The following is a 17,040-nucleotide window of genomic DNA, read 5'->3' on the forward strand; positions in this document are numbered from 1 at the left end:
ATAGGTAATGTGAAAATAATAACATTTCAACATCGATAAACCTAGCGGGATTTGAAAAATGTCGACGAGATCATAGTTACTTCACTGTTATCTGTATAACTTAGGGGAGGATTATTTGTTATTTTAATAACATTTTCAGTGGCTGCTCGCGGCCTGCACGGGCGAAACGTCGAGGGGAAAAAAGATGGAGATCAACATCGATCTGGCTCCTGAAGCTTTCGGGACGCATCGGCAGGAACTGTTCCGCAACGCGGATTTCGCGGTGAGCGCGCATCGCTGCGCAGAACGCGGGCTGATGCTGACGCTGGCGAATTGCCGTGGCGCGCTGAGGGTTTTACCGTATCAGGGCCTCGCGATCTGGGACGCTGAGTTTGACGGTCATTCGCTGAAATCGGGCCGCCGCAGCACGCGGGGCGCCGGAAGAAAGCGCGCTGACGACGCCGCGTTCTGTCCCGCCTGGCCGGGTCACGACGGCGCGCCGATCCAGATGCAACGCGTGTGGCTGCAGCTGGCGGGCGATGAGCTGACGTTGCACGGTGAAGGCGAGCGGTTGGGCGAGCGTTGGCGCATCGGCCCGGCGCTGCGTCTGGCGGCCCAGAGCGCGCAGTTCGCCATAGAGATGAAGATTACCAACCTGGGCGAGCGGCCGCAGCCGCTGCGCTATGTTTGCCGCCTCAACTATGATTGCATTCCCGACGCGGTATTCCGCCAGAACCTGCCGACGCCGGCTTTGTCAGGGGATACGATCGGGCAGGAACTGCTGTGCTCCGACGATCTGACGCGCTACGTGGATCAGGCCGAGTTCTTTATGCTGGCGCCGCAAGGCCGGCGCTATGTGACGCGTTTTGCCACCGGGCAATTCAACTATGGCCTGCGGCGCATCGCTGTCCAGGGCAACAGGCGGCTGCTTGCTTTTATCCAGCCGGCAAACTGCCGCCCGAATGCGCCAGAGGGTGAGGGGGTGATGCTGGGAGCGGGAAAAACGCGGGCGTTTTGCGTGACCACCGGCGTGGTGTGAAAGCAGGGGCGGTAACGCCCCTGTCATGTTATGCGGTTATTCTTTCACCCAGCCGCGGCGAATGGCGAAGGCAAACAGGAAGCGATACAGACGCGACAGCTTGTCGGCGAGGACATCACCGAACAGATTCCATACCAGCTGAGCGAACAGGCAGCCGACCAGGCCGAGCAGGAAACCGCCGACCATATCCAGCGGCCAGTGCACGCCGAGGTAAACGCGTGACCAGGCGATGCCGACGGCGACAATCATCAGCAGCGCGCCGGACCAGACCCGGTGCCAGAACAGGAACGCCAGTGCAAAGGTAAAGATGGCGGTGCCGTGATCGCTGGGGAACGAGCTGTCCGGCGCGTGCGCCAGGAAGGTATAACCCACGCCGGCGACGAACGGACGCTCATGCGGCAGCAGCGCGCCGATAGCGGAGGCGGCAAGCATGGCGAACAGCAGCGCGATCGTGGTTTTCGCCACCACTTCGCGCTGTGAAACCAGCTGGCTTCGCGGCCCCCACAGCCACAGCCCGACGATCAGCAGCGGCACGATAATGATAAGATCGCGCGCCAAAAAGGTGGCGAAATCGATCATCCATTCGGGAGATGCCGGGGTCGCATTGATCCAGGCGAAAAGAACATGGTTTAACTGCTCCATAACCGTTACCTCATCTTGCGGCGCCAATAGCCGCTAATCATCCAATAAATAGCCAACTGGCTTAACCAAACCCACCAACCCGCCCACAGGTTATGGGTAAGAAAATGTGCGCCGCGCATGATCTGACCAAAGCCCATCAACATGCCGAGCGCAATGCCGCCACACCAGCAGCACCAGGCCAGGCGCGGGCGCTGCGGATAAAACAGGAAAAACAACGCCATGACCGCGAAACCGCTCGAGGCGTGCCCGCCGGGGAAACAGCGACCGGGGCCCGGCAGCGCCGGTACCGCGCCGAATAAAGGGAAGGACATCGCCTTGCCGCCGTACTCGATCAGATCCCACGGACAGGAGTGCGCGCTGGTGGCCTTGAGAATGCCCACCACCAGCGGGCCGATGCCGAGAAGCAGCATGCTGACAATCAGGCGCGCGCTGCGGCGATAGATGCCCCAAAACAGCGTGAGCACCGCTCCCACGATCACTATCTGCTTCAACAGACGGTGATTGATCAGATCCAGCCAATAATTGTTTTGCCACGGGAAATGCCCGCTGGCGGCATCGTACCAATAATTGCTGATCGCCCAGTCCAGCTGTTCGTTGCGGGAGAGCCACAGGAATACCAAACCGCTGATCAGCAGGCCAAAAACTTGCCAACGGTAAAAGGATGTCGGCAGGGAGTAAAGGGCGGTTGTCTTAATTTGCTGTGCCGTTGAGGATTGATTTAATGACGATTCTGGATTCACGCGCAGGCTCGGTGACAGGATTGAATAGCGCCACTGTAATAATTCTGTCTTAAGAAAACCTTAGTCCTGCGGCAAGAGAACCCTATCTGATGCACCCGCTTGGGCGCCGGTCAGCGCGTGTTTTTCTCGTATTAACCGGCGGTTTTTTGGGGTATTACTCCGGTTAATGGGTGGCATCAGGCGATTGTCACTATTTATCTCCTATTGTAAAGAATATTAAACTTGTGGCGAGCGTGGCGGTAGTGTATTAGTTTATAAGCGGATTATTTGACAAAAAGTGTAGGGATAAAACATGAACAAGGCATCCGTTGTATTTTCCGGCCTGCTGATGGCCGTTTCCGCCGGCGCTATGGCGGCGACCTCTGGCGATGACGCAGACATGAGCAAACAGCCGCTGGAAAAAGTCGCGCCTTACCCGAAAGCCGAGAAGGGCATGAATCGCCAGGTGATCTACCTGCCGAAGCAAGAACACGAAGAGAACTACAAGGTAGAGCTGCTGATCGGCAAGACGCTGGAAGTGGACTGCAACCGCCATATGATCGGCGGCACGCTGGAGACCAAAACCCTGTCCGGCTGGGGTTACGACTACCTGGTGCTGGAGAAGCTGTCTGAACCGGCCTCGACCATGATGGCCTGCCCGGACAACACCAAGACCAAGCAATTCATCGCCGCCAACCTGGGCGACGCCGCGATGCAGCGTTACAACAGCCGCCTGCCGATCGTGGTGTATGCGCCGAAAGACGCGGAAGTGAAATACCGCATCTGGAAAGCCGAAGATACCGTAAGCCAGGCTGAATCAAAGTAATCCGCGATTAGCGCTGTGAATACATGATCTTGTACAAAGCCGTTTGAAGAGCATTTTGCAATTATATGCGGCTCTTCAGGCGGTTTTTTATTTTCAGTCAGGAAAGCCGAGTGCTTAGCCAAATTTTTTCAACCTACAGAGGGAAAATAGAAAGTGACTCAAGCTAACAAGGTTAATATCCTTGGTTTAAGGGCATTTTTTTAATTCTCACTCGCAATATCCTCATTTTTATCCCCCTTTATCTCTGATTATATTGTTGTGAATTGCAATTATTTGGCTAATAACAAACCGTTTCGGTTACATAAATAAAAATATTATTATTAATCATTTTATTGTTGTTTTATTGATTTTATTTAATGGCAAAGGGATGGAAATTAATTATTGTGCTGCTAGATTCATCAATGTAATTAGCTCCACGGCAATTACATTGTTCGCTAATTAATATCTAAAAAAACTTACGAGGATATTCCAATGGCTGATTGTAAATGCAATGAACAAGATCCGCATGCTCAAAATGAACATGTTGCTGATTTTACTGCGGTTGGATTTTCGCAAAAAACACCGGCGCCGGTACCTGTAGACCTTAAGCAGCAGGGGGTATTGGCGCTTAAACTTTCGGTTTGCGTTGGGGCCAGTTATAACCCAGCAAACAACCAAATTTGTTTTACCATTCCTATCTACGGTGACTTTTGCGTTTCTTCGCCTATTCCAATTCCCATTGGTGGGCAGCTTAAAGTGTGCGCAGAGACCTGTGGTTCCTTTATTCCTACGGGGTTGAAGGCCACTATTTATCTGAACGGTTCCGTTCTGTTCTCTGTCGTTCTTTTTGGCGCTTGTTAATGTAAAAAGAAAAGCAAGGCACCTTAGATGTCTTGCTTTTTTTGATATTAAGATATTGATAAGGCCGTTGTTGGGTTCAGACCCAATTGCTAATTAATACAGCCACTCCGTTCTCACTCTTTCTGCAATCAAACCTTGGGAAATGCATTGTTTGATAGCCGACCGCCCGACACTAAACGTTAAGAGAAACGATGTTTCAGGAAGGCGCGGACGCGCTGTACGTCGTCAGTTGAGGTGTTGCTGCCATCTGATGGTGGTCCCGCGGGCGGCGGCGTGCAGGCAACAAAAAACCCGATAATCTTGAACCTAAAAGGCGGGATTATCGGGCTCCACAAAATGGGGACATCAAAGAAAAGCAGTGGCACTAATTCAGACTGCGGCCCCCAACGAAAGTTCTGGCCGGCGACAAAAAAATCAAAATATTTTTATCGCCGATCCATCTCTCCCGCTAATCGATCAGCCGAGTATGCCCGGCCATAGCACCACGATGAGAGAACCCGCCAGCGTTAACAGCACGTTAGCGATGGCGTAGGTGCCGGCATAGCCCAGCGCCGGGATGTTGCTGCGCGCGGTGTCGCTGATGATCTCCATCGCCGGCGCGCAGGTGCGGGCGCCCATGATGGCGCCGAACAGCAGGGCGCGGTTCATGCGCAGCACGTAGGCGCCGAACAGGAAGCAGATAATCACCGGCACCAGGCTGACGATAAGCCCGGCGATCAGCATCTGGCCGCCGACCGCGCCCAGGCTGTGGCCGATGCCGGCGCCGGCGCTCAGGCCCACGCCCGCCATAAACACCATCAGGCCGAATTCTTTCACCATGTTCAGCGCGCCCTGCGGAATATAACCGAAGGTCGGGTGGTTGGCGCGCAGGAAGCCGAGCATGATGCCGGACATCAACAGGCCGGCGGCGTTGCCGATGCCGAACGAGAAGTTGCTGAACTGAATGGTGATCTGGCCGATCAGCAGGCCGATGATGAAGAAGGCGCAGAACGCCAGCAGATCTGTCACCTGGCTGTGGATCGAGATAAAGCCAATCTTCTCCGCCACGCTCTTCACCCGGCGCGCGTCGCCGCTCACCTGCAGCACGTCGCCCTTGTTGAGCACGATGCTGTCGTCGATTGGCATTTCGATCTGGCTGCGGATCACGCGGTTGAGGAAGCAACCGTGGTCGGTCAGCTTCAGCTGGCTCAGGCGTTTGTTCACCGCGTTGCTGTTCTTCACTACGATCTCTTCGGTCACGATGCGCATGTCGAGCAGATCGCGGTCGAACACTTCCTTACCGTTGCGGAAGCTCGGATCCAGCCGCGCGTGGGCGTCCGGATAACCGACCAGCGAGATCTCGTCGCCCACCTGCAGCACCGCGTCACCGTCCGGGTTGGCCAGAATGCCGTTGCGGCGGATGCGTTCAATGTAGCAGCCGGTCTGGCGGTAGATGCCCAGTTCGCGCAGGTTCTTGCCGTCGGCCCAGGCCACCAGCTCGGGGCCGACGCGATAGGCGCGGATCACCGGCAGGTAGACCTTGCGCTGGCTGTCGGTGTCCAGGCCGCGTTCGCGGGCGATCTGCTGGGCGGAGGTGGACAGATCCTGGTGCTGCAGCTTCGGCAGGTAGCGCGCGCCGAAAATCAGGCTGACCAAGCCGATCAGGTAGGTGAGGGCGTAGCCGAGGCTCAGATGATCCTGCGCCGCCAGCAGCGCCGGCCCGTTGACGATGGTGTTGCGCAGCGTATCGCCGGCGCCCACCAGCACCGGCGTCGAGGTCATCGAGCCGGCCAGCATGCCGGCGGTCAGGCCGATGTCCCAGTGGAATAGCTTGCCGAGGCCGATGGCGATCACCATGGCCGAACCGACCATCACCAGCGCCAGCATCAGGTAATTCTTGCCGTCGCGGAAGAAAATCGAGAAAAAGTTAGGCCCGGCTTCCACCCCGACGCAGAAAATAAACAGCATGAAGCCGAGGTTCAGCGCCTCGGTGTTAATGGCGAAGTGTTGCTGGCCGAGCAACAGGGAAACCACTAAAACGCCAATGGAATTACCGAGTTGGACGGAGCCCAGACGGAGTTTACCGAGGCACAGCCCCAGCGCGAGTACCACGAACAGTAACAGAATGTAGTTACCGTTTAACAAACTAGCGACGTTTATGTTCACGGAGGATAACTTATTGTTTACCAGTAAGTGCTTGATATAGATAACTATAAGAGATAAATTCAGCCTTAAAACGACGTCATAAATCACCACCAGCAGAAAGCGAAGCGAACCATCGTTCGGCGGCGTTCATTCTAGACGCTATGACCGATGACAGCCAGCACAGAAAGCTGATTTCCTGCGCCGCCGGGCGCATTTAACTCTCTTTTGACCAAGGAAAAAATTCGGTTCAGCGTCACCGCACGGGTGACCGGGCCGATTTCTATTGATGCGGTAATTGGGCGGGGGAGAATTCGCATGACGAGTTATCGATATTGGCTGGGCATTCTCAGCTGTTTTCTGTTGTTCAGCCTGGTGTTTCTCGGCCAGCAAACCGGCCTGTTCGGCAGCACGGATCATGAGCACCACGGTGAAACCGGCCTGCTGCTGTTTGTGATCCCCGGCGCAATCGCCAGCTATTTGTCGAGCCGCAAGCGGCTGCTGTGTCCGTTGCTGGGGGCGCTGTATGCATTGCCGCTGTGCCTGCTGATCCGCCACTTCTGGCTGACGCCGTCCTATTCGTTTTGGCAGGAATTGGCTTACGCCACCAGCGCGGTGTTTTGGTGCGTGTTCGGCGCGATGCTGATGCTGTTCGCCCTCGGTCTGTTGCACACGCTGCAGCAGCTGCACCGGCGGCAGCGGCAATAAAAAAAGGCGCGTTAAGCGCCTTTTTTGTCGTTCAAAAACTTACTGGAACAGGTTCAGGTGTTCTTTAGCGTAAGCTTCGAAATCGGTGCAACCGCCGATGTGCTTCTCGTCCAGGAAGATCTGCGGCACGGTTTCAACCGGTTTACCGACGGTTTTTTCCAGATCGGCCTTGGTGATGCCTTCCGCGTGGATGTCAACGTAACGGAAGTTGAAATCGTCGCGTTCTTCAGTCAGTTTTTCCGCCAGTTCTTTAGCGCGGACACAATAAGGACAGCCAGGACGCCCGAAGATTACTGCAAACATGCAACGCTCCTTAATTGGATTTTCGATAAATTATTCGCGATTGCAACGACATCCCGTCACCGAAAAAGTCATTACCTGCGTCAGATGGCGCCTACTATGCCCGTTGAGGCGGTGAAAAAAAAGCAGGAATTACCTGTTAATCTGATTCATGTAACCAATTAGTCAGCCGGGGCTGTCGCCGTCGACGGGAATTCACTACACTGGGGGCAGACCTTCTGGAGAGGAAAAATATGCGTTCATTCGGTGACTTACCGCGCCCGGTGCTGGTGTTGGAAGGGGTGGGCATCGTGATGCTGGTGCTGGCCTACCTCAGCATTCACGGCCACCTGCAACTGCCGGGTTGGCTGGCGTCGCAGCAGGCGGCGGTCGGCATGATTTTCCTCGGCGTGGCGCTGATGGTGCCGGCGGCGGCGTTTCTGGTATGGCGCGTGGTGCAGGGCTTCGGGCCGCTGATGCGCGGCGGGTTGCCGCCGGAAAACGATCGCCGCAAACCGCAAGATGCAGACGCATCGAAAGATAATCAGGATCGCGATCCGCGCGCCTGAGCGCCGCGGCCGCTAACCCGCCTGCCGGGCAGGCGTTGGCTTTTGGGGTGACGAGTGAAAATTGCCATTCTTTCTCGCGACGGATCGCTCTATTCATGTAAGCGGCTGCGTGAAGCGGCGGAAGATCGCGGGCACAGCATCGATATCATCGATCCGCTCTCCTGCTATATGAACATCAATCCGGCGGCGCCGACCATTCATTATCGCGGCCGTCAGTTGGAACGTTACGATGCGGTGATCCCGCGCATCGGCTCCGCCATCACCTTTTACGGCACGGCGGTGCTACGCCAGTTCGAGCTGCTCGGCAGCTACCCGCTCAACGAATCCGTGGCCATTACCCGTGCCCGCGACAAGCTGCGTTCGCTGCAACTGCTGGCCCGGCAGGGCATCGATCTGCCGATCACCGGTTTCGCCCATTCGCCGGACGACACTGGCGATTTGATCGAGCTGGTCGGCGGCGCGCCGCTGGTGGTCAAGCTGGTGGAAGGCACGCAGGGTATCGGCGTGGTGCTGGCGGAAACCCGTCAGGCGGCGGAAAGCGTGATTGACGCCTTTCGCGGGCTGAATGCCCACATCCTGGTGCAGGAGTACGTGCGCGAGGCGCAGGGGCGCGACGTGCGCTGTCTGGTGGTGGGCGGCCGGGTGGTGGCCGCCATCGAACGGCAGGCCAAGCCCGGCGAGTTTCGCTCCAACCTGCACCGCGGCGGCACCGCCCGCAAGGTGACCATCACCGCCAGGGAGCGGGCGATCGCGGTGAAAGCGGCGAGCACGCTGGGGCTGGACGTCGCCGGGGTGGATATCCTGCGCGCCGAACGCGGCCCGCTGGTGATGGAGGTCAACGCGTCGCCGGGGCTGGAAGGGGTGGAAACCACCACCGGGCTGGACATCGCCGGCATGATGATCGAATACATTGAGCAGCGCGGCCGGCCGGGCTTCCGCCTGAAGTCCGGCGGTTAACGGGGTGGGCGGAGCGCATTTCCCGCCGTGCAATATCTGAATTAGTGAATTAAGCCGCATTGATCGTGGCGTATCGGGTGAATATTCCGTAAGCTATGCGCCTTTTCGCGTATTGAATATTGTGAGGCTGGTTATTATGGATTCACTCATTGTCCCCGATTTGGCGCTGTTGCGGCGCTGGCTGGATCAGTCGGGCATTTCTTTCTTTGAGTGCGATTCCTGCCAGGCGCTGCACCTGCCGCACATGCAGAACTTCGACGGCGTGTTCGACGCCAAGATAGATCTGGTGGACAACGTCATTCTGTTCTCCGCGCTGGCCGAAGTGAAGCCGACCGCGCTGATCCCGCTGGTGGCGGACCTGAGCCAGATCAACGCCAGCTCGCTGACCATCAAGGCGTTTGTCGATATTCAGGACGACAACCTGCCGAAGCTGATCGTCTGCCAGTCGCTAAGCGTGGCGGTCGGCATCACCTACGAGCAGTTCACCCACTTCATGCAGCAGGGCGAAGAGCAGGTCTCGATGGTGATCCTTGAGGCGCGGGCGAACGATCTGCTGTTTATGGGTGACGAAGAAGAGATCCCCGCTGGCGCCGTGCGTCAACCGATGCTGCACTGATCCTCGCCATACCTTAAGCATGCCGTCGCTCCGGCGGCATGCTGCCGTGACGCCTCTCCGCAATAAAATATTCTGCACTTTGGCCTTTGCCGCCCGATCTTTCTCGCCTTTTGCGCCGTTAATGGCGTATCACATAGAGAAAACTGCATAAAAAATCGATAAAAGGCGTTTTTTACCCTGGGGGCTGGCGGGTTACGATGGCAGCGGCTATGCTGCTGATTCTGCAAAGGGCTTGCGATTCCCCTTGTGACCACGCGAGCAGGGCAGTGAAAAAGGCGCATGCAATCATATGCATAGCCATTCAGTTCGCGGTTGCAACGATTGCGCTCAATCAGGAAAGGTTTTGTATCGCTGCAGATACAAGTTCAATTCTATGATTCACCCTGTTTTGGAGGAAGTTACGGATGGTCACCCAACGTAAAAAGTGGTTATCGGGTGTGGTTGCCGGCCTGTTGATGGCCGCGTCCGTCAATGCGTCAGCCGAAGAGAAAACGCTGCACGTGTATAACTGGTCCGATTATATCGCGCCGGACACTTTGGCTAATTTCCAGAAAGAAACCGGCATCAAAGTGGTGTACGACGTCTTTGACTCCAACGAAGTGTTGGAAGGCAAACTGATGGCGGGCAGCACCGGTTATGATCTGGTGGTTCCTTCATCCAACTTCCTCGAGCGCCAGTCTCAGGCCGGCATCTTCGAACCGCTCGACAAGAGCAAAATGCCCAACTACAAGAATCTCGATCCCGAGATGCTGAAGCTGGTTGCACACAATGACAAAGACAACAAATACGGCATCCCATACCTGATGGTGACCACTGGCATCGGCTATAACGTCGACAAGGTGAAGGCGGCATTGGGCAAAGACGCGCCTGTCGACAGTTGGGATCTGATCCTCAAGCCGGAAAACCTCGAGAAGCTGAAAAGCTGCGGCGTCTCCTTCCTCGATGCGCCGAGCGAGGTTTACGCCACCGTGCTGCACTACCTGGGCAAGGATCCCAACAGCACCAATGCGGCGGACTACACCGGCGCGGCCAACGATCTGCTGCTGAAACTGCGGCCGAACATTCGTTACTTCCACTCTTCTCAGTACATCAACGATCTGGCTAACGGTGATATCTGCGTGGCGATCGGCTGGTCCGGCGACGTGATGCAGGCGGCCAACCGCGCCAAAGAGGCGAAGAACGGCGTGAACGTGGCCTACGCGATCCCGAAAGAGGGGGCGCTGACCTACTTTGACATGTTCGCCATGCCGGCGGACGCCAAGAACAAAGACGCCGCGTACCAGTTCCTGAACTTCCTGATGAAACCTGACGTGATGGCGGGCATCAGCAACTATGTCTATTACGCCAATGCGGTGAAAGATTCCACGCCGCTGGTGAACGCCGAAGTGCGCGAGAACCCGAATGTCTATCCGCCGGCCGATCTGCGCGCCAAGCTGTTCACGCTCAACGTGCAGTCGCCGAAGCTGGACCGTGTCATTACCCGCGCATGGACTAAAGTTAAAAGCGGGAAGTGATGATGGGGGGGATACCCCCATCGTCGGTAAACCGGCAGGCGGGTGCTCCCCGCCTGCATTGCCGTTTTGGGCCACGGCGCTCGCCGTGGTTTTGTGCCGCTTTACGCCGGAGAGCACCCCGATTGAACGACGCCATCCCTCGTCCTCAAGCCAAGTCGCAGAAGGTCTTCACCCCTCTGCTGGAAATCCGTAACCTCACCAAAACCTTCGACGGGCAGAATGCGGTCGAAGACGTCAGCCTCACCATCTACAAGGGCGAGATCTTTGCGCTGCTTGGCCCGTCCGGCTGCGGCAAGTCCACCTTGCTGCGCATGCTGGCCGGCTTTGAACAGCCGACGGAAGGGCAGATCGTGCTCGACGGGCAGGATATGTCGCATGTGCCGCCGTACCAGCGGCCGATCAACATGATGTTTCAGTCGTACGCGCTGTTCCCGCACATGACCGTGGAGCAAAACATCGCGTTCGGCCTGAAGCAGGACAAAATGCCGCGGGCGGAGATCGCCGAACGGGTGGCGGAAATGCTGGCGCTGGTGCACATGCAGGAGTACGCCAAACGCAAACCGCACCAGCTTTCCGGCGGCCAGCGGCAGCGGGTGGCGCTGGCGCGCAGCCTGGCCAAGCGGCCGAAGCTGTTGCTGCTGGATGAACCGATGGGCGCGCTGGACAAGAAGCTGCGCGATCGCATGCAGCTGGAAGTGACCGACATTCTCGAGCGCGTCGGCGTGACCTGCGTGATGGTGACGCACGATCAGGAGGAGGCGATGACCATGGCGGGGCGCATCGCCATCATGAACCGCGGCAAGTTCGTGCAGATCGGCGAGCCGGAAGAGATCTACGAGCATCCGAATAGCCGCTTCAGCGCCGAATTTATCGGTTCGGTCAACGTCTTCGACTGCGTGCTGCAAGAGCGCCACGACGATGCGCTGATCCTGCAAAGCCCGGGGCTGCGCCATGCGATCAAGGTGGATCCGGACGCCTCGGTGGTGGACGGCGTGCCGATCCAGGTCGCGCTGCGGCCGGAAAAGATCCTGCTGTGCGAACAAGTGCCGGAAGACGGCTGCAACTTCGCGGTGGGGGAAGTGGCGCACATTTCCTATCTAGGCGATCTGTCCATCTACCACGTGAAGCTGCACAGCGGGCAGATCATCAGCGCCCAGCTGCAAAACGGCCATCGTTTCCGCAAGGGGATGCCCACCTGGGGCGATGAAGTGCGTCTATGTTGGGAAACCGACAGCTGTGTTGTGTTGACGGTGTAGTGGAGCTGGTGAGGAGTAACCCGTATGTCCCTGCTTTCTGAACGCACGCCGGAACCGCCGGCCAAAACGCCGGCCACCCTCAAGGCCTTGTTCCATCGCCTGCTGATGGCTCACGGCCGCAAGCTGGTAATCGCATTGCCGTATTTATGGCTGACGCTGCTGTTTATGCTGCCGTTCCTGATCGTGTTCAAGATCAGCCTGGCTGAGCTGGCGTTGGCGGTGCCGCCTTACACCGAGCTGATGAGCTGGGTGGACGGTAAGCTGAACATTGCGCTCAACTTCGCCAACTATCTGCAGCTGACCGACGATCCGTTGTATATCGATGCCTACCTGCAGTCGCTGCGCGTGGCGGCGGTCTCGACGCTGTGCTGCCTGATCATCGGCTATCCGCTGGCCTGGGCGGTGGCGCACAGCAAGGCGTCGACCCGCAACATTCTGCTGTTGCTGGTGATCCTGCCTTCCTGGACTTCGTTCCTGATCCGCGTTTACGCCTGGATGGGGATCCTGAAAAACAACGGCACGCTGAATAACTTTCTGATGTGGCTAGGGGTGATCGACCAACCGCTGGTGATCCTGCACACCAACCTGGCGGTGTATATCGGCATCGTTTATTCCTATCTGCCGTTTATGGTGCTGCCGATTTACACGGCGCTGATCCGGCTGGATTACTCGCTGGTGGAGGCGTCGCTGGATCTGGGGGCGCGGCCGCTGAAAACCTTCTTCAGCGTGATCGTGCCGCTGACGCGGGGCGGCATCATCGCCGGTTCGATGCTGGTATTCATTCCGGCGGTGGGGGAGTTCGTGATCCCGGAACTGCTCGGTGGGCCGGACAGCATCATGATCGGCCGCGTGCTGTGGCAGGAGTTCTTCAATAACCGCGACTGGCCGGTGGCCTCGGCGGTCGCCACCATCATGCTGCTGTTGCTGATCGTGCCAATTTTGTGGTTCCACAAACACCAGAACAAGGAAATAGGGGGGCAGGAATGAACAACTTGCCGGTAGTGCGTTCACCGTGGCGCATCGCCATCCTGACGATCGGTTTTACCTTCCTGTATGCGCCGATGCTGATGCTGGTGATCTACTCCTTCAACAGCTCCAAGCTGGTGACGGTGTGGGCCGGCTGGTCCACGCGCTGGTATACCGAATTGTTCCACGATTCGGCGATGATCAGCGCGGTGGGGCTCAGCCTGACCATCGCTGCCGCCTCCGCCACCGCCGCGGTGGTACTGGGGGCCATCGCCGCCGTGGTGATGGTGCGATTCGGCCGCTTTCGCGGTTCGACCGGCTTCGCGTTTATGCTGACCGCGCCGCTGGTGATGCCGGACGTGATCACCGGCCTGTCGCTGCTGCTGCTGTTCGTGGCGATGGGGCATGCCTTCGGCTGGCCGTCAGAGCGCGGCATGTTTACCATCTGGCTGGCGCATGTCACCTTCTGTACCGCTTATGTGGCGGTGGTCATCAGCTCGCGTCTGCGCGAGGTGGATCGCTCGATTGAAGAGGCGGCAATGGATCTGGGGGCGCCGCCGCTGAAGGTGTTCTTCGTCATCACCTTGCCGATGATTGCGCCGGCGCTGATCTCCGGCTGGATGCTGGCGTTTACCCTGTCGCTGGACGATCTGGTGATCGCCAGTTTCGTCTCCGGCCCGGGCGCCACCACGTTGCCGATGCTGGTGTTCTCCAGCGTGCGCATGGGGGTGAATCCGGAAATCAATGCGCTGGCCAGTCTGATCCTGCTGGTGGTAGGCATCCTCGGCCTGATCGCCTGGTGGTTTATGGCGCGCTCGGAAAAACAACGATCGCGTGAATTGCAGCGGGCGGCCCGTAGCTGAATCGTAACAAACCTGCTATTTTTGCAATCAATAAGTATTGCAACTAACTACCTGACTTTACATGCGCCACCTGTATAGGTGGCGCGTCGTAGCGGAACACGGATATGTCAGACATGCTGAAAAGCGGGCAGGGAATGGGATCGACTTCGGATGCGCCGGTGCCGGTGATGGTGGCGGGCACCGCCATGGTGGCGATCAAGTGTATCAGCGTGGTGCTGCTGCTGGGCGAGCTGGGCGTCGACGGCGCGCAGGAGTTCGTCAACACCAGCGCGCAGGCGTGGGATTCCACCTTTATCTTTCTGGCCGGCCTGATGCTGCTGTGCCTGCAAATCAGCTGCGGCTTTGCGGTGATGCGCGGCCGCAATTGGGGGCGCTGGGGCTATGTGGCCTGCCAGTGCATCGTGGTGCTTTACCTGCTGTTGGCCACCATCGGCAGCGTCTTCCCCGAGGTGTTCACCGTGGAGGGGGAAACCAGCGGCCAAATCCTGCACGTTCTGATCCTGCAAAAGATCCCCGACGCGGTGATCCTGGCGTTGCTGTTCGTTCCTGCCGCCAGCCGCCGCTTCTTCACCGCGCGCAAGTGAGATTTTAGGCGCGCGGAGTGGTAAACTCTGCGCCCTTAATTCGTCATCCTGAACTTCACGGTAATCTTCATGCATTGCGCTTTGTATACGGCGGGCACCTGCCGTTCCTGTCAGTGGCTGGAAAAGCCCTATCCGCAGCAACTGGCCGACAAACAGCATCACCTGCACTCGCTGCTGGCCGGGCGCGACGTCGCACAGTGGCTGCAGCCGGCGGCGGGGGAACTGAGCGCATTTCGCAATAAAGCCAAGATGGTGGTCAGCGGCAGCGTGGAGCGTCCGCTGCTCGGCATGCTGCACCGCGACGGCACGCCGGTCGACCTGAGCGATTGCCCGCTGTATCCCGCCGGCTTTGCGCCGATGTTTGCGGTGCTGAAAAGCTTCATCGCCCGCGCCGGCCTGACGCCGTATAACGTGGCGCGCAAACGCGGCGAGCTGAAATACCTGCTGCTGACCGAAAGCACGCTCGACGGCGGCGTGATGCTGCGCTTCGTGCTGCGCTCGGAAACCAAGCTGGCGCAGCTGCGCGCCGCGCTGCCGTGGCTGCAGCAGCAGCTGCCGCAGCTCAAGGTGATCTCCGCCAATATTCAGCCGGTGCATATGGCGATCATGGAAGGGGAGCGCGAGATCGCGCTGACCGAACAGCAGGCGCTGGAGGAACAGTTCAATCAGGTGCCGCTGTTCATCCGCCCGCAAAGCTTCTTCCAGACCAACCCGCAGGTGGCCGCCGAATTGTATGCCACCGCCCGCGACTGGGTGCGCGCGCTGGGTATCGACAGCATGTGGGATCTGTTCTGCGGCGTCGGCGGTTTCGGCCTGCACTGCGCGCAGCCGCAAACGCGGTTGACCGGCATCGAAATCAGCGCGGAAGCGATCGCCTGCGCGCGCCAGTCGGCGCAGCGGTTAGGATTGTTGCAGGTCGATTTTCAGGCGCTCGACTCCACCCGCTTCGCCACCGCCGAAGGCCAGGTGCCGCAGCTGGTGCTGGTCAATCCGCCGCGCCGCGGTATCGGCCAGGCGCTGTGCGATTATTTGAGCCGGATGGCGCCGGATTACATTCTGTATTCCAGCTGCAACGCCGAGAGTATGGCGAAAGATATCGAGATGTTGCCGGGGTACCGCATCGAACGGGTGCAGCTGTTCGACATGTTCCCGCATACCGCGCACTACGAAGTGTTGACGCTGTTGGTGCGGCGTTAAAGGCGCTTTTTGGCAGCCGTGTAAGCCGCTGAACGTTCGCGTTTGCCCACAGACAGGACCAGAACCACGATCTCCGTTTCCATGACGCGATATACCAAACGAAAGCCTGAGGCTCTGAGTTTGATTTTGTAGCAATCAGGCAAACCGGCGAGTTTGTTGGCGGGGATGTGGGGATTAACCAGCACCGATGCCAGCTTTTTTTTGAACTGTTCCCGGATCACCGGGGACAGTTTTTTAAATTCCTTCAGCGCATGTTCTTCGAATTCAAGCTTATAAGTCATCCAAATTGACCTTAATGCGTTTGCCGTTCATCCGTGAACGAACGATTTCAGCGAGTTCGATATCTTCCAGGTACTCCGCGATCGCCTCCCAGGTTTCCGGAGAGACGTAATATCCCGAAATCTTACCGTTGGTCAGGACGGCGACCGGTTGCCCTTGTGCCTCTTTAAGGGCGGCGTTGGGCGATTTCTTAAAATCGCTGATGCTGACTGCCGAGTCGGCAAGAATGGGTTGAACCGTCATGATGTTATCCTTGATGCTAAATTCAGTATCAAATTTAGCACTAACCGGATGGGGTGGCAATTAGATGGAGCCGCCGAAGGAGGGCGACTCCACACGCGGACTTACTGCGGGAACCACTTGTCGTTGATGGCTTTGTAGGTGCCGTCGGCCTTGATGGCGTCCAGCGCGGCGTTCAGCTTGGCCAGCAGCGCCTGGTTATCCGGGCGCACCGCGATGCCGAGACCGGTGCCGAAGTATTGCGCATCGGTGATGTGCTCGCCGACCGGCGCCAGCTGCGGGTTGGTTTTCAGCCACTCGTTCACCACGGCGGTGTCGCCGAACACGCCGTCGATACGGCCGTTTTTCAGCTCCAGAATGGCGTTCTGGTAGCTGTCGTAAGAAACGGTGTTAATCTCCGGGTGCTTGTCCTGCATGTATTTCTGGTGGGTGGTGCCGTTTTCCATGCCGAGCTTTTTGCCTTTCAGATCCGCCAGCGAGCTGAACTTGCCTTTTTGCGCGATCACGATCGCCGAGTTGGCGTAGTAAGGTTGGGTGAAGGCGACCTGTTTGCTGCGCTCCGGCGTGATATCCATCCCGGAAATCACCGCATCGTATTTCTTGAATTTCAGCGCGGCGATCAGGCTGTCGAATGCCTGGTTGGTGAAGGTGCACTGCGCCTGCATCTGTTTGCACAACGCGTTGGCCAGATCGATATCGAAACCGACGATCTGGTTGTTGGCGTCCAGCGATTCGAACGGCGGGTAGGTGGCGGAGGCGGCGAAGCGGATGGTTTCGGCCGCGGTGGCGTTAAAGGTCATCCCGGCCAACATCGTCGCGGCAAGCAGCAGTTTTTTCATGCGTAGA

20 protein-coding genes are annotated in these 17,040 nt (G+C 57.8%); 13 read left to right on the top strand and 7 right to left on the bottom strand.

What is annotated here, in order from left to right; all coding sequences use genetic code 11:
- The first annotated feature begins 184 nt into the window (after positions 1-184).
- Positions 185-1,018: a hypothetical protein gene (locus ACTJJ6_RS00930; protein ID WP_049299039.1), complete on the top strand. Its 834-nt coding sequence runs from the start codon at positions 185-187 to the stop codon at positions 1,016-1,018.
- Positions 1,019-1,054: 36 nt separating this feature from the next.
- On the opposite strand, the gene ybjG is transcribed toward ACTJJ6_RS00930, so the two are convergent.
- Positions 1,055-1,660 (bottom strand): undecaprenyl-diphosphate phosphatase, encoded by a 606-nt coding sequence (gene ybjG / locus ACTJJ6_RS00935; RefSeq protein ID WP_028127970.1) that lies wholly within the window; start codon positions 1,658-1,660, stop codon positions 1,055-1,057.
- A 5-nt stretch (positions 1,661-1,665) separates the two neighbouring features.
- On the bottom strand, positions 1,666-2,400 hold the full coding sequence (locus ACTJJ6_RS00940; protein WP_033634209.1) for a phosphatase PAP2 family protein: 735 nt from the start codon (positions 2,398-2,400) through the stop codon (positions 1,666-1,668).
- A 292-nt stretch (positions 2,401-2,692) separates the two neighbouring features.
- Between ACTJJ6_RS00940 and eco the strand changes: the two genes are divergently transcribed.
- Together eco and ACTJJ6_RS00950 are read left to right on the top strand one after the other, a co-directional pair.
- On the top strand, positions 2,693-3,205 hold the full coding sequence (gene eco / locus ACTJJ6_RS00945; RefSeq protein WP_016928367.1) for a serine protease inhibitor ecotin: 513 nt from the start codon (positions 2,693-2,695) through the stop codon (positions 3,203-3,205).
- Positions 3,206-3,676: 471 nt separating this feature from the next.
- On the top strand, positions 3,677-4,045 hold the full coding sequence (locus ACTJJ6_RS00950) for a hypothetical protein (RefSeq protein WP_071796762.1): 369 nt from the start codon (positions 3,677-3,679) through the stop codon (positions 4,043-4,045).
- Between the two features lie 456 nt (positions 4,046-4,501).
- Here the strand turns inward: ACTJJ6_RS00950 and ACTJJ6_RS00955 are convergent, their stop codons facing one another.
- The gene (locus ACTJJ6_RS00955) at positions 4,502-6,190 is read right to left on the bottom strand and encodes an aspartate:alanine antiporter (protein WP_004938680.1); all 1,689 of its coding nucleotides are present in this window, start codon (positions 6,188-6,190) and stop codon (positions 4,502-4,504) included.
- Positions 6,191-6,484: 294 nt separating this feature from the next.
- On the opposite strand from ACTJJ6_RS00955, the gene ACTJJ6_RS00960 reads away from it, so the two are divergent.
- Entirely contained in the window at positions 6,485-6,874 is a 390-nt protein-coding gene (locus ACTJJ6_RS00960) for an inner membrane protein YbjM (protein ID WP_004938679.1), read from the top strand.
- 39 nt (positions 6,875-6,913) lie between these two features.
- On the opposite strand, the gene ACTJJ6_RS00965 is transcribed toward ACTJJ6_RS00960, so the two are convergent.
- The gene (locus tag ACTJJ6_RS00965) at positions 6,914-7,177 is read right to left on the bottom strand and encodes a GrxA family glutaredoxin (RefSeq protein WP_004938676.1); all 264 of its coding nucleotides are present in this window, start codon (positions 7,175-7,177) and stop codon (positions 6,914-6,916) included.
- 230 nt (positions 7,178-7,407) lie between these two features.
- On the opposite strand from ACTJJ6_RS00965, the gene ACTJJ6_RS00970 reads away from it, so the two are divergent.
- The 9 genes from ACTJJ6_RS00970 (at position 7,408) to rlmC (ending at position 15,675) form a co-directional block, all read left to right on the top strand.
- Positions 7,408-7,722, top strand: coding sequence for a YbjC family protein (locus tag ACTJJ6_RS00970; RefSeq protein WP_016928364.1), 315 nt, complete (start codon positions 7,408-7,410; stop codon positions 7,720-7,722).
- 54 nt (positions 7,723-7,776) lie between these two features.
- Complete coding sequence (gene rimK, locus ACTJJ6_RS00975; RefSeq protein WP_016928363.1) at positions 7,777-8,679, top strand: 30S ribosomal protein S6--L-glutamate ligase; 903 nt, start codon at positions 7,777-7,779, stop codon at positions 8,677-8,679.
- 136 nt (positions 8,680-8,815) lie between these two features.
- Entirely contained in the window at positions 8,816-9,295 is a 480-nt protein-coding gene (locus tag ACTJJ6_RS00980; RefSeq protein ID WP_004938666.1) for a YbjN domain-containing protein, read from the top strand.
- Positions 9,296-9,699: 404 nt separating this feature from the next.
- Positions 9,700-10,809 (top strand): spermidine/putrescine ABC transporter substrate-binding protein PotF, encoded by a 1,110-nt coding sequence (potF, locus tag ACTJJ6_RS00985; RefSeq protein WP_015377292.1) that lies wholly within the window; start codon positions 9,700-9,702, stop codon positions 10,807-10,809.
- A gap of 122 nt (positions 10,810-10,931) precedes the next feature.
- Entirely contained in the window at positions 10,932-12,065 is a 1,134-nt protein-coding gene (gene potG / locus ACTJJ6_RS00990) for a putrescine ABC transporter ATP-binding subunit PotG (protein ID WP_004938650.1), read from the top strand.
- Between the two features lie 24 nt (positions 12,066-12,089).
- Complete coding sequence (potH, locus tag ACTJJ6_RS00995; protein ID WP_016928361.1) at positions 12,090-13,052, top strand: putrescine ABC transporter permease PotH; 963 nt, start codon at positions 12,090-12,092, stop codon at positions 13,050-13,052.
- Complete coding sequence (gene potI, locus ACTJJ6_RS01000; protein WP_016928360.1) at positions 13,049-13,894, top strand: putrescine ABC transporter permease PotI; 846 nt, start codon at positions 13,049-13,051, stop codon at positions 13,892-13,894. Before potH ends, potI begins: the two co-directional genes overlap by 4 nt.
- A 104-nt stretch (positions 13,895-13,998) precedes the next feature.
- Complete coding sequence (locus tag ACTJJ6_RS01005) at positions 13,999-14,478, top strand: YbjO family protein (protein WP_028127974.1); 480 nt, start codon at positions 13,999-14,001, stop codon at positions 14,476-14,478.
- A gap of 69 nt (positions 14,479-14,547) precedes the next feature.
- Entirely contained in the window at positions 14,548-15,675 is a 1,128-nt protein-coding gene (gene rlmC / locus ACTJJ6_RS01010) for a 23S rRNA (uracil(747)-C(5))-methyltransferase RlmC (protein ID WP_151254362.1), read from the top strand.
- On the opposite strand, the gene ACTJJ6_RS01015 is transcribed toward rlmC, so the two are convergent.
- From ACTJJ6_RS01015 to artJ, 3 genes are all read right to left on the bottom strand, one after another.
- Positions 15,672-15,956, bottom strand: coding sequence for a type II toxin-antitoxin system RelE family toxin (locus ACTJJ6_RS01015; RefSeq protein ID WP_015377296.1), 285 nt, complete (start codon positions 15,954-15,956; stop codon positions 15,672-15,674). The genes rlmC and ACTJJ6_RS01015 overlap by 4 nt on opposite strands.
- The gene (locus ACTJJ6_RS01020; protein WP_004928423.1) at positions 15,946-16,197 is read right to left on the bottom strand and encodes a type II toxin-antitoxin system Phd/YefM family antitoxin; all 252 of its coding nucleotides are present in this window, start codon (positions 16,195-16,197) and stop codon (positions 15,946-15,948) included. Before ACTJJ6_RS01020 ends, ACTJJ6_RS01015 begins: the two co-directional genes overlap by 11 nt.
- Positions 16,198-16,298: 101 nt before the next feature.
- Positions 16,299-17,033, bottom strand: coding sequence for an arginine ABC transporter substrate-binding protein (gene artJ, locus ACTJJ6_RS01025; RefSeq protein WP_015377297.1), 735 nt, complete (start codon positions 17,031-17,033; stop codon positions 16,299-16,301).
- Positions 17,034-17,040: the final 7 nt, after the last annotated feature.

This window comes from Serratia sp. 22278 (genome assembly GCF_052045405.1).
In the GTDB taxonomy this organism is placed as follows: domain Bacteria; phylum Pseudomonadota; class Gammaproteobacteria; order Enterobacterales; family Enterobacteriaceae; genus Serratia; species Serratia marcescens.

Excerpts from the sequence above, each read along its gene's own strand:
- ACTJJ6_RS00970 (WP_016928364.1), top strand. The coding sequence starts at position 7,408 with ATGCGTTCATTCGGTGACTTACCGCGCCCGGTGCTGGTGTTGGAAGGG.
- artJ (WP_015377297.1), bottom strand. The coding sequence starts at position 17,033 with ATGAAAAAACTGCTGCTTGCCGCGACGATGTTGGCCGGGATGACCTTT.
- ACTJJ6_RS01020 (WP_004928423.1), bottom strand. The coding sequence starts at position 16,197 with ATGACGGTTCAACCCATTCTTGCCGACTCGGCAGTCAGCATCAGCGAT.
- potH (WP_016928361.1), top strand. The coding sequence starts at position 12,090 with ATGTCCCTGCTTTCTGAACGCACGCCGGAACCGCCGGCCAAAACGCCG.
- potF (WP_015377292.1), top strand. The coding sequence starts at position 9,700 with ATGGTCACCCAACGTAAAAAGTGGTTATCGGGTGTGGTTGCCGGCCTG.
- ACTJJ6_RS00950 (WP_071796762.1), top strand. The coding sequence starts at position 3,677 with ATGGCTGATTGTAAATGCAATGAACAAGATCCGCATGCTCAAAATGAA.
- rlmC (WP_151254362.1), top strand. The coding sequence starts at position 14,548 with ATGCATTGCGCTTTGTATACGGCGGGCACCTGCCGTTCCTGTCAGTGG.
- potI (WP_016928360.1), top strand. The coding sequence starts at position 13,049 with ATGAACAACTTGCCGGTAGTGCGTTCACCGTGGCGCATCGCCATCCTG.
- ybjG (WP_028127970.1), bottom strand. The coding sequence starts at position 1,660 with ATGGAGCAGTTAAACCATGTTCTTTTCGCCTGGATCAATGCGACCCCG.
- eco (WP_016928367.1), top strand. The coding sequence starts at position 2,693 with ATGAACAAGGCATCCGTTGTATTTTCCGGCCTGCTGATGGCCGTTTCC.
- ACTJJ6_RS00930 (WP_049299039.1), top strand. The coding sequence starts at position 185 with ATGGAGATCAACATCGATCTGGCTCCTGAAGCTTTCGGGACGCATCGG.
- ACTJJ6_RS00980 (WP_004938666.1), top strand. The coding sequence starts at position 8,816 with ATGGATTCACTCATTGTCCCCGATTTGGCGCTGTTGCGGCGCTGGCTG.
- ACTJJ6_RS01005 (WP_028127974.1), top strand. The coding sequence starts at position 13,999 with ATGTCAGACATGCTGAAAAGCGGGCAGGGAATGGGATCGACTTCGGAT.
- ACTJJ6_RS00965 (WP_004938676.1), bottom strand. The coding sequence starts at position 7,177 with ATGTTTGCAGTAATCTTCGGGCGTCCTGGCTGTCCTTATTGTGTCCGC.
- ACTJJ6_RS01015 (WP_015377296.1), bottom strand. The coding sequence starts at position 15,956 with ATGACTTATAAGCTTGAATTCGAAGAACATGCGCTGAAGGAATTTAAA.
- ACTJJ6_RS00960 (WP_004938679.1), top strand. The coding sequence starts at position 6,485 with ATGACGAGTTATCGATATTGGCTGGGCATTCTCAGCTGTTTTCTGTTG.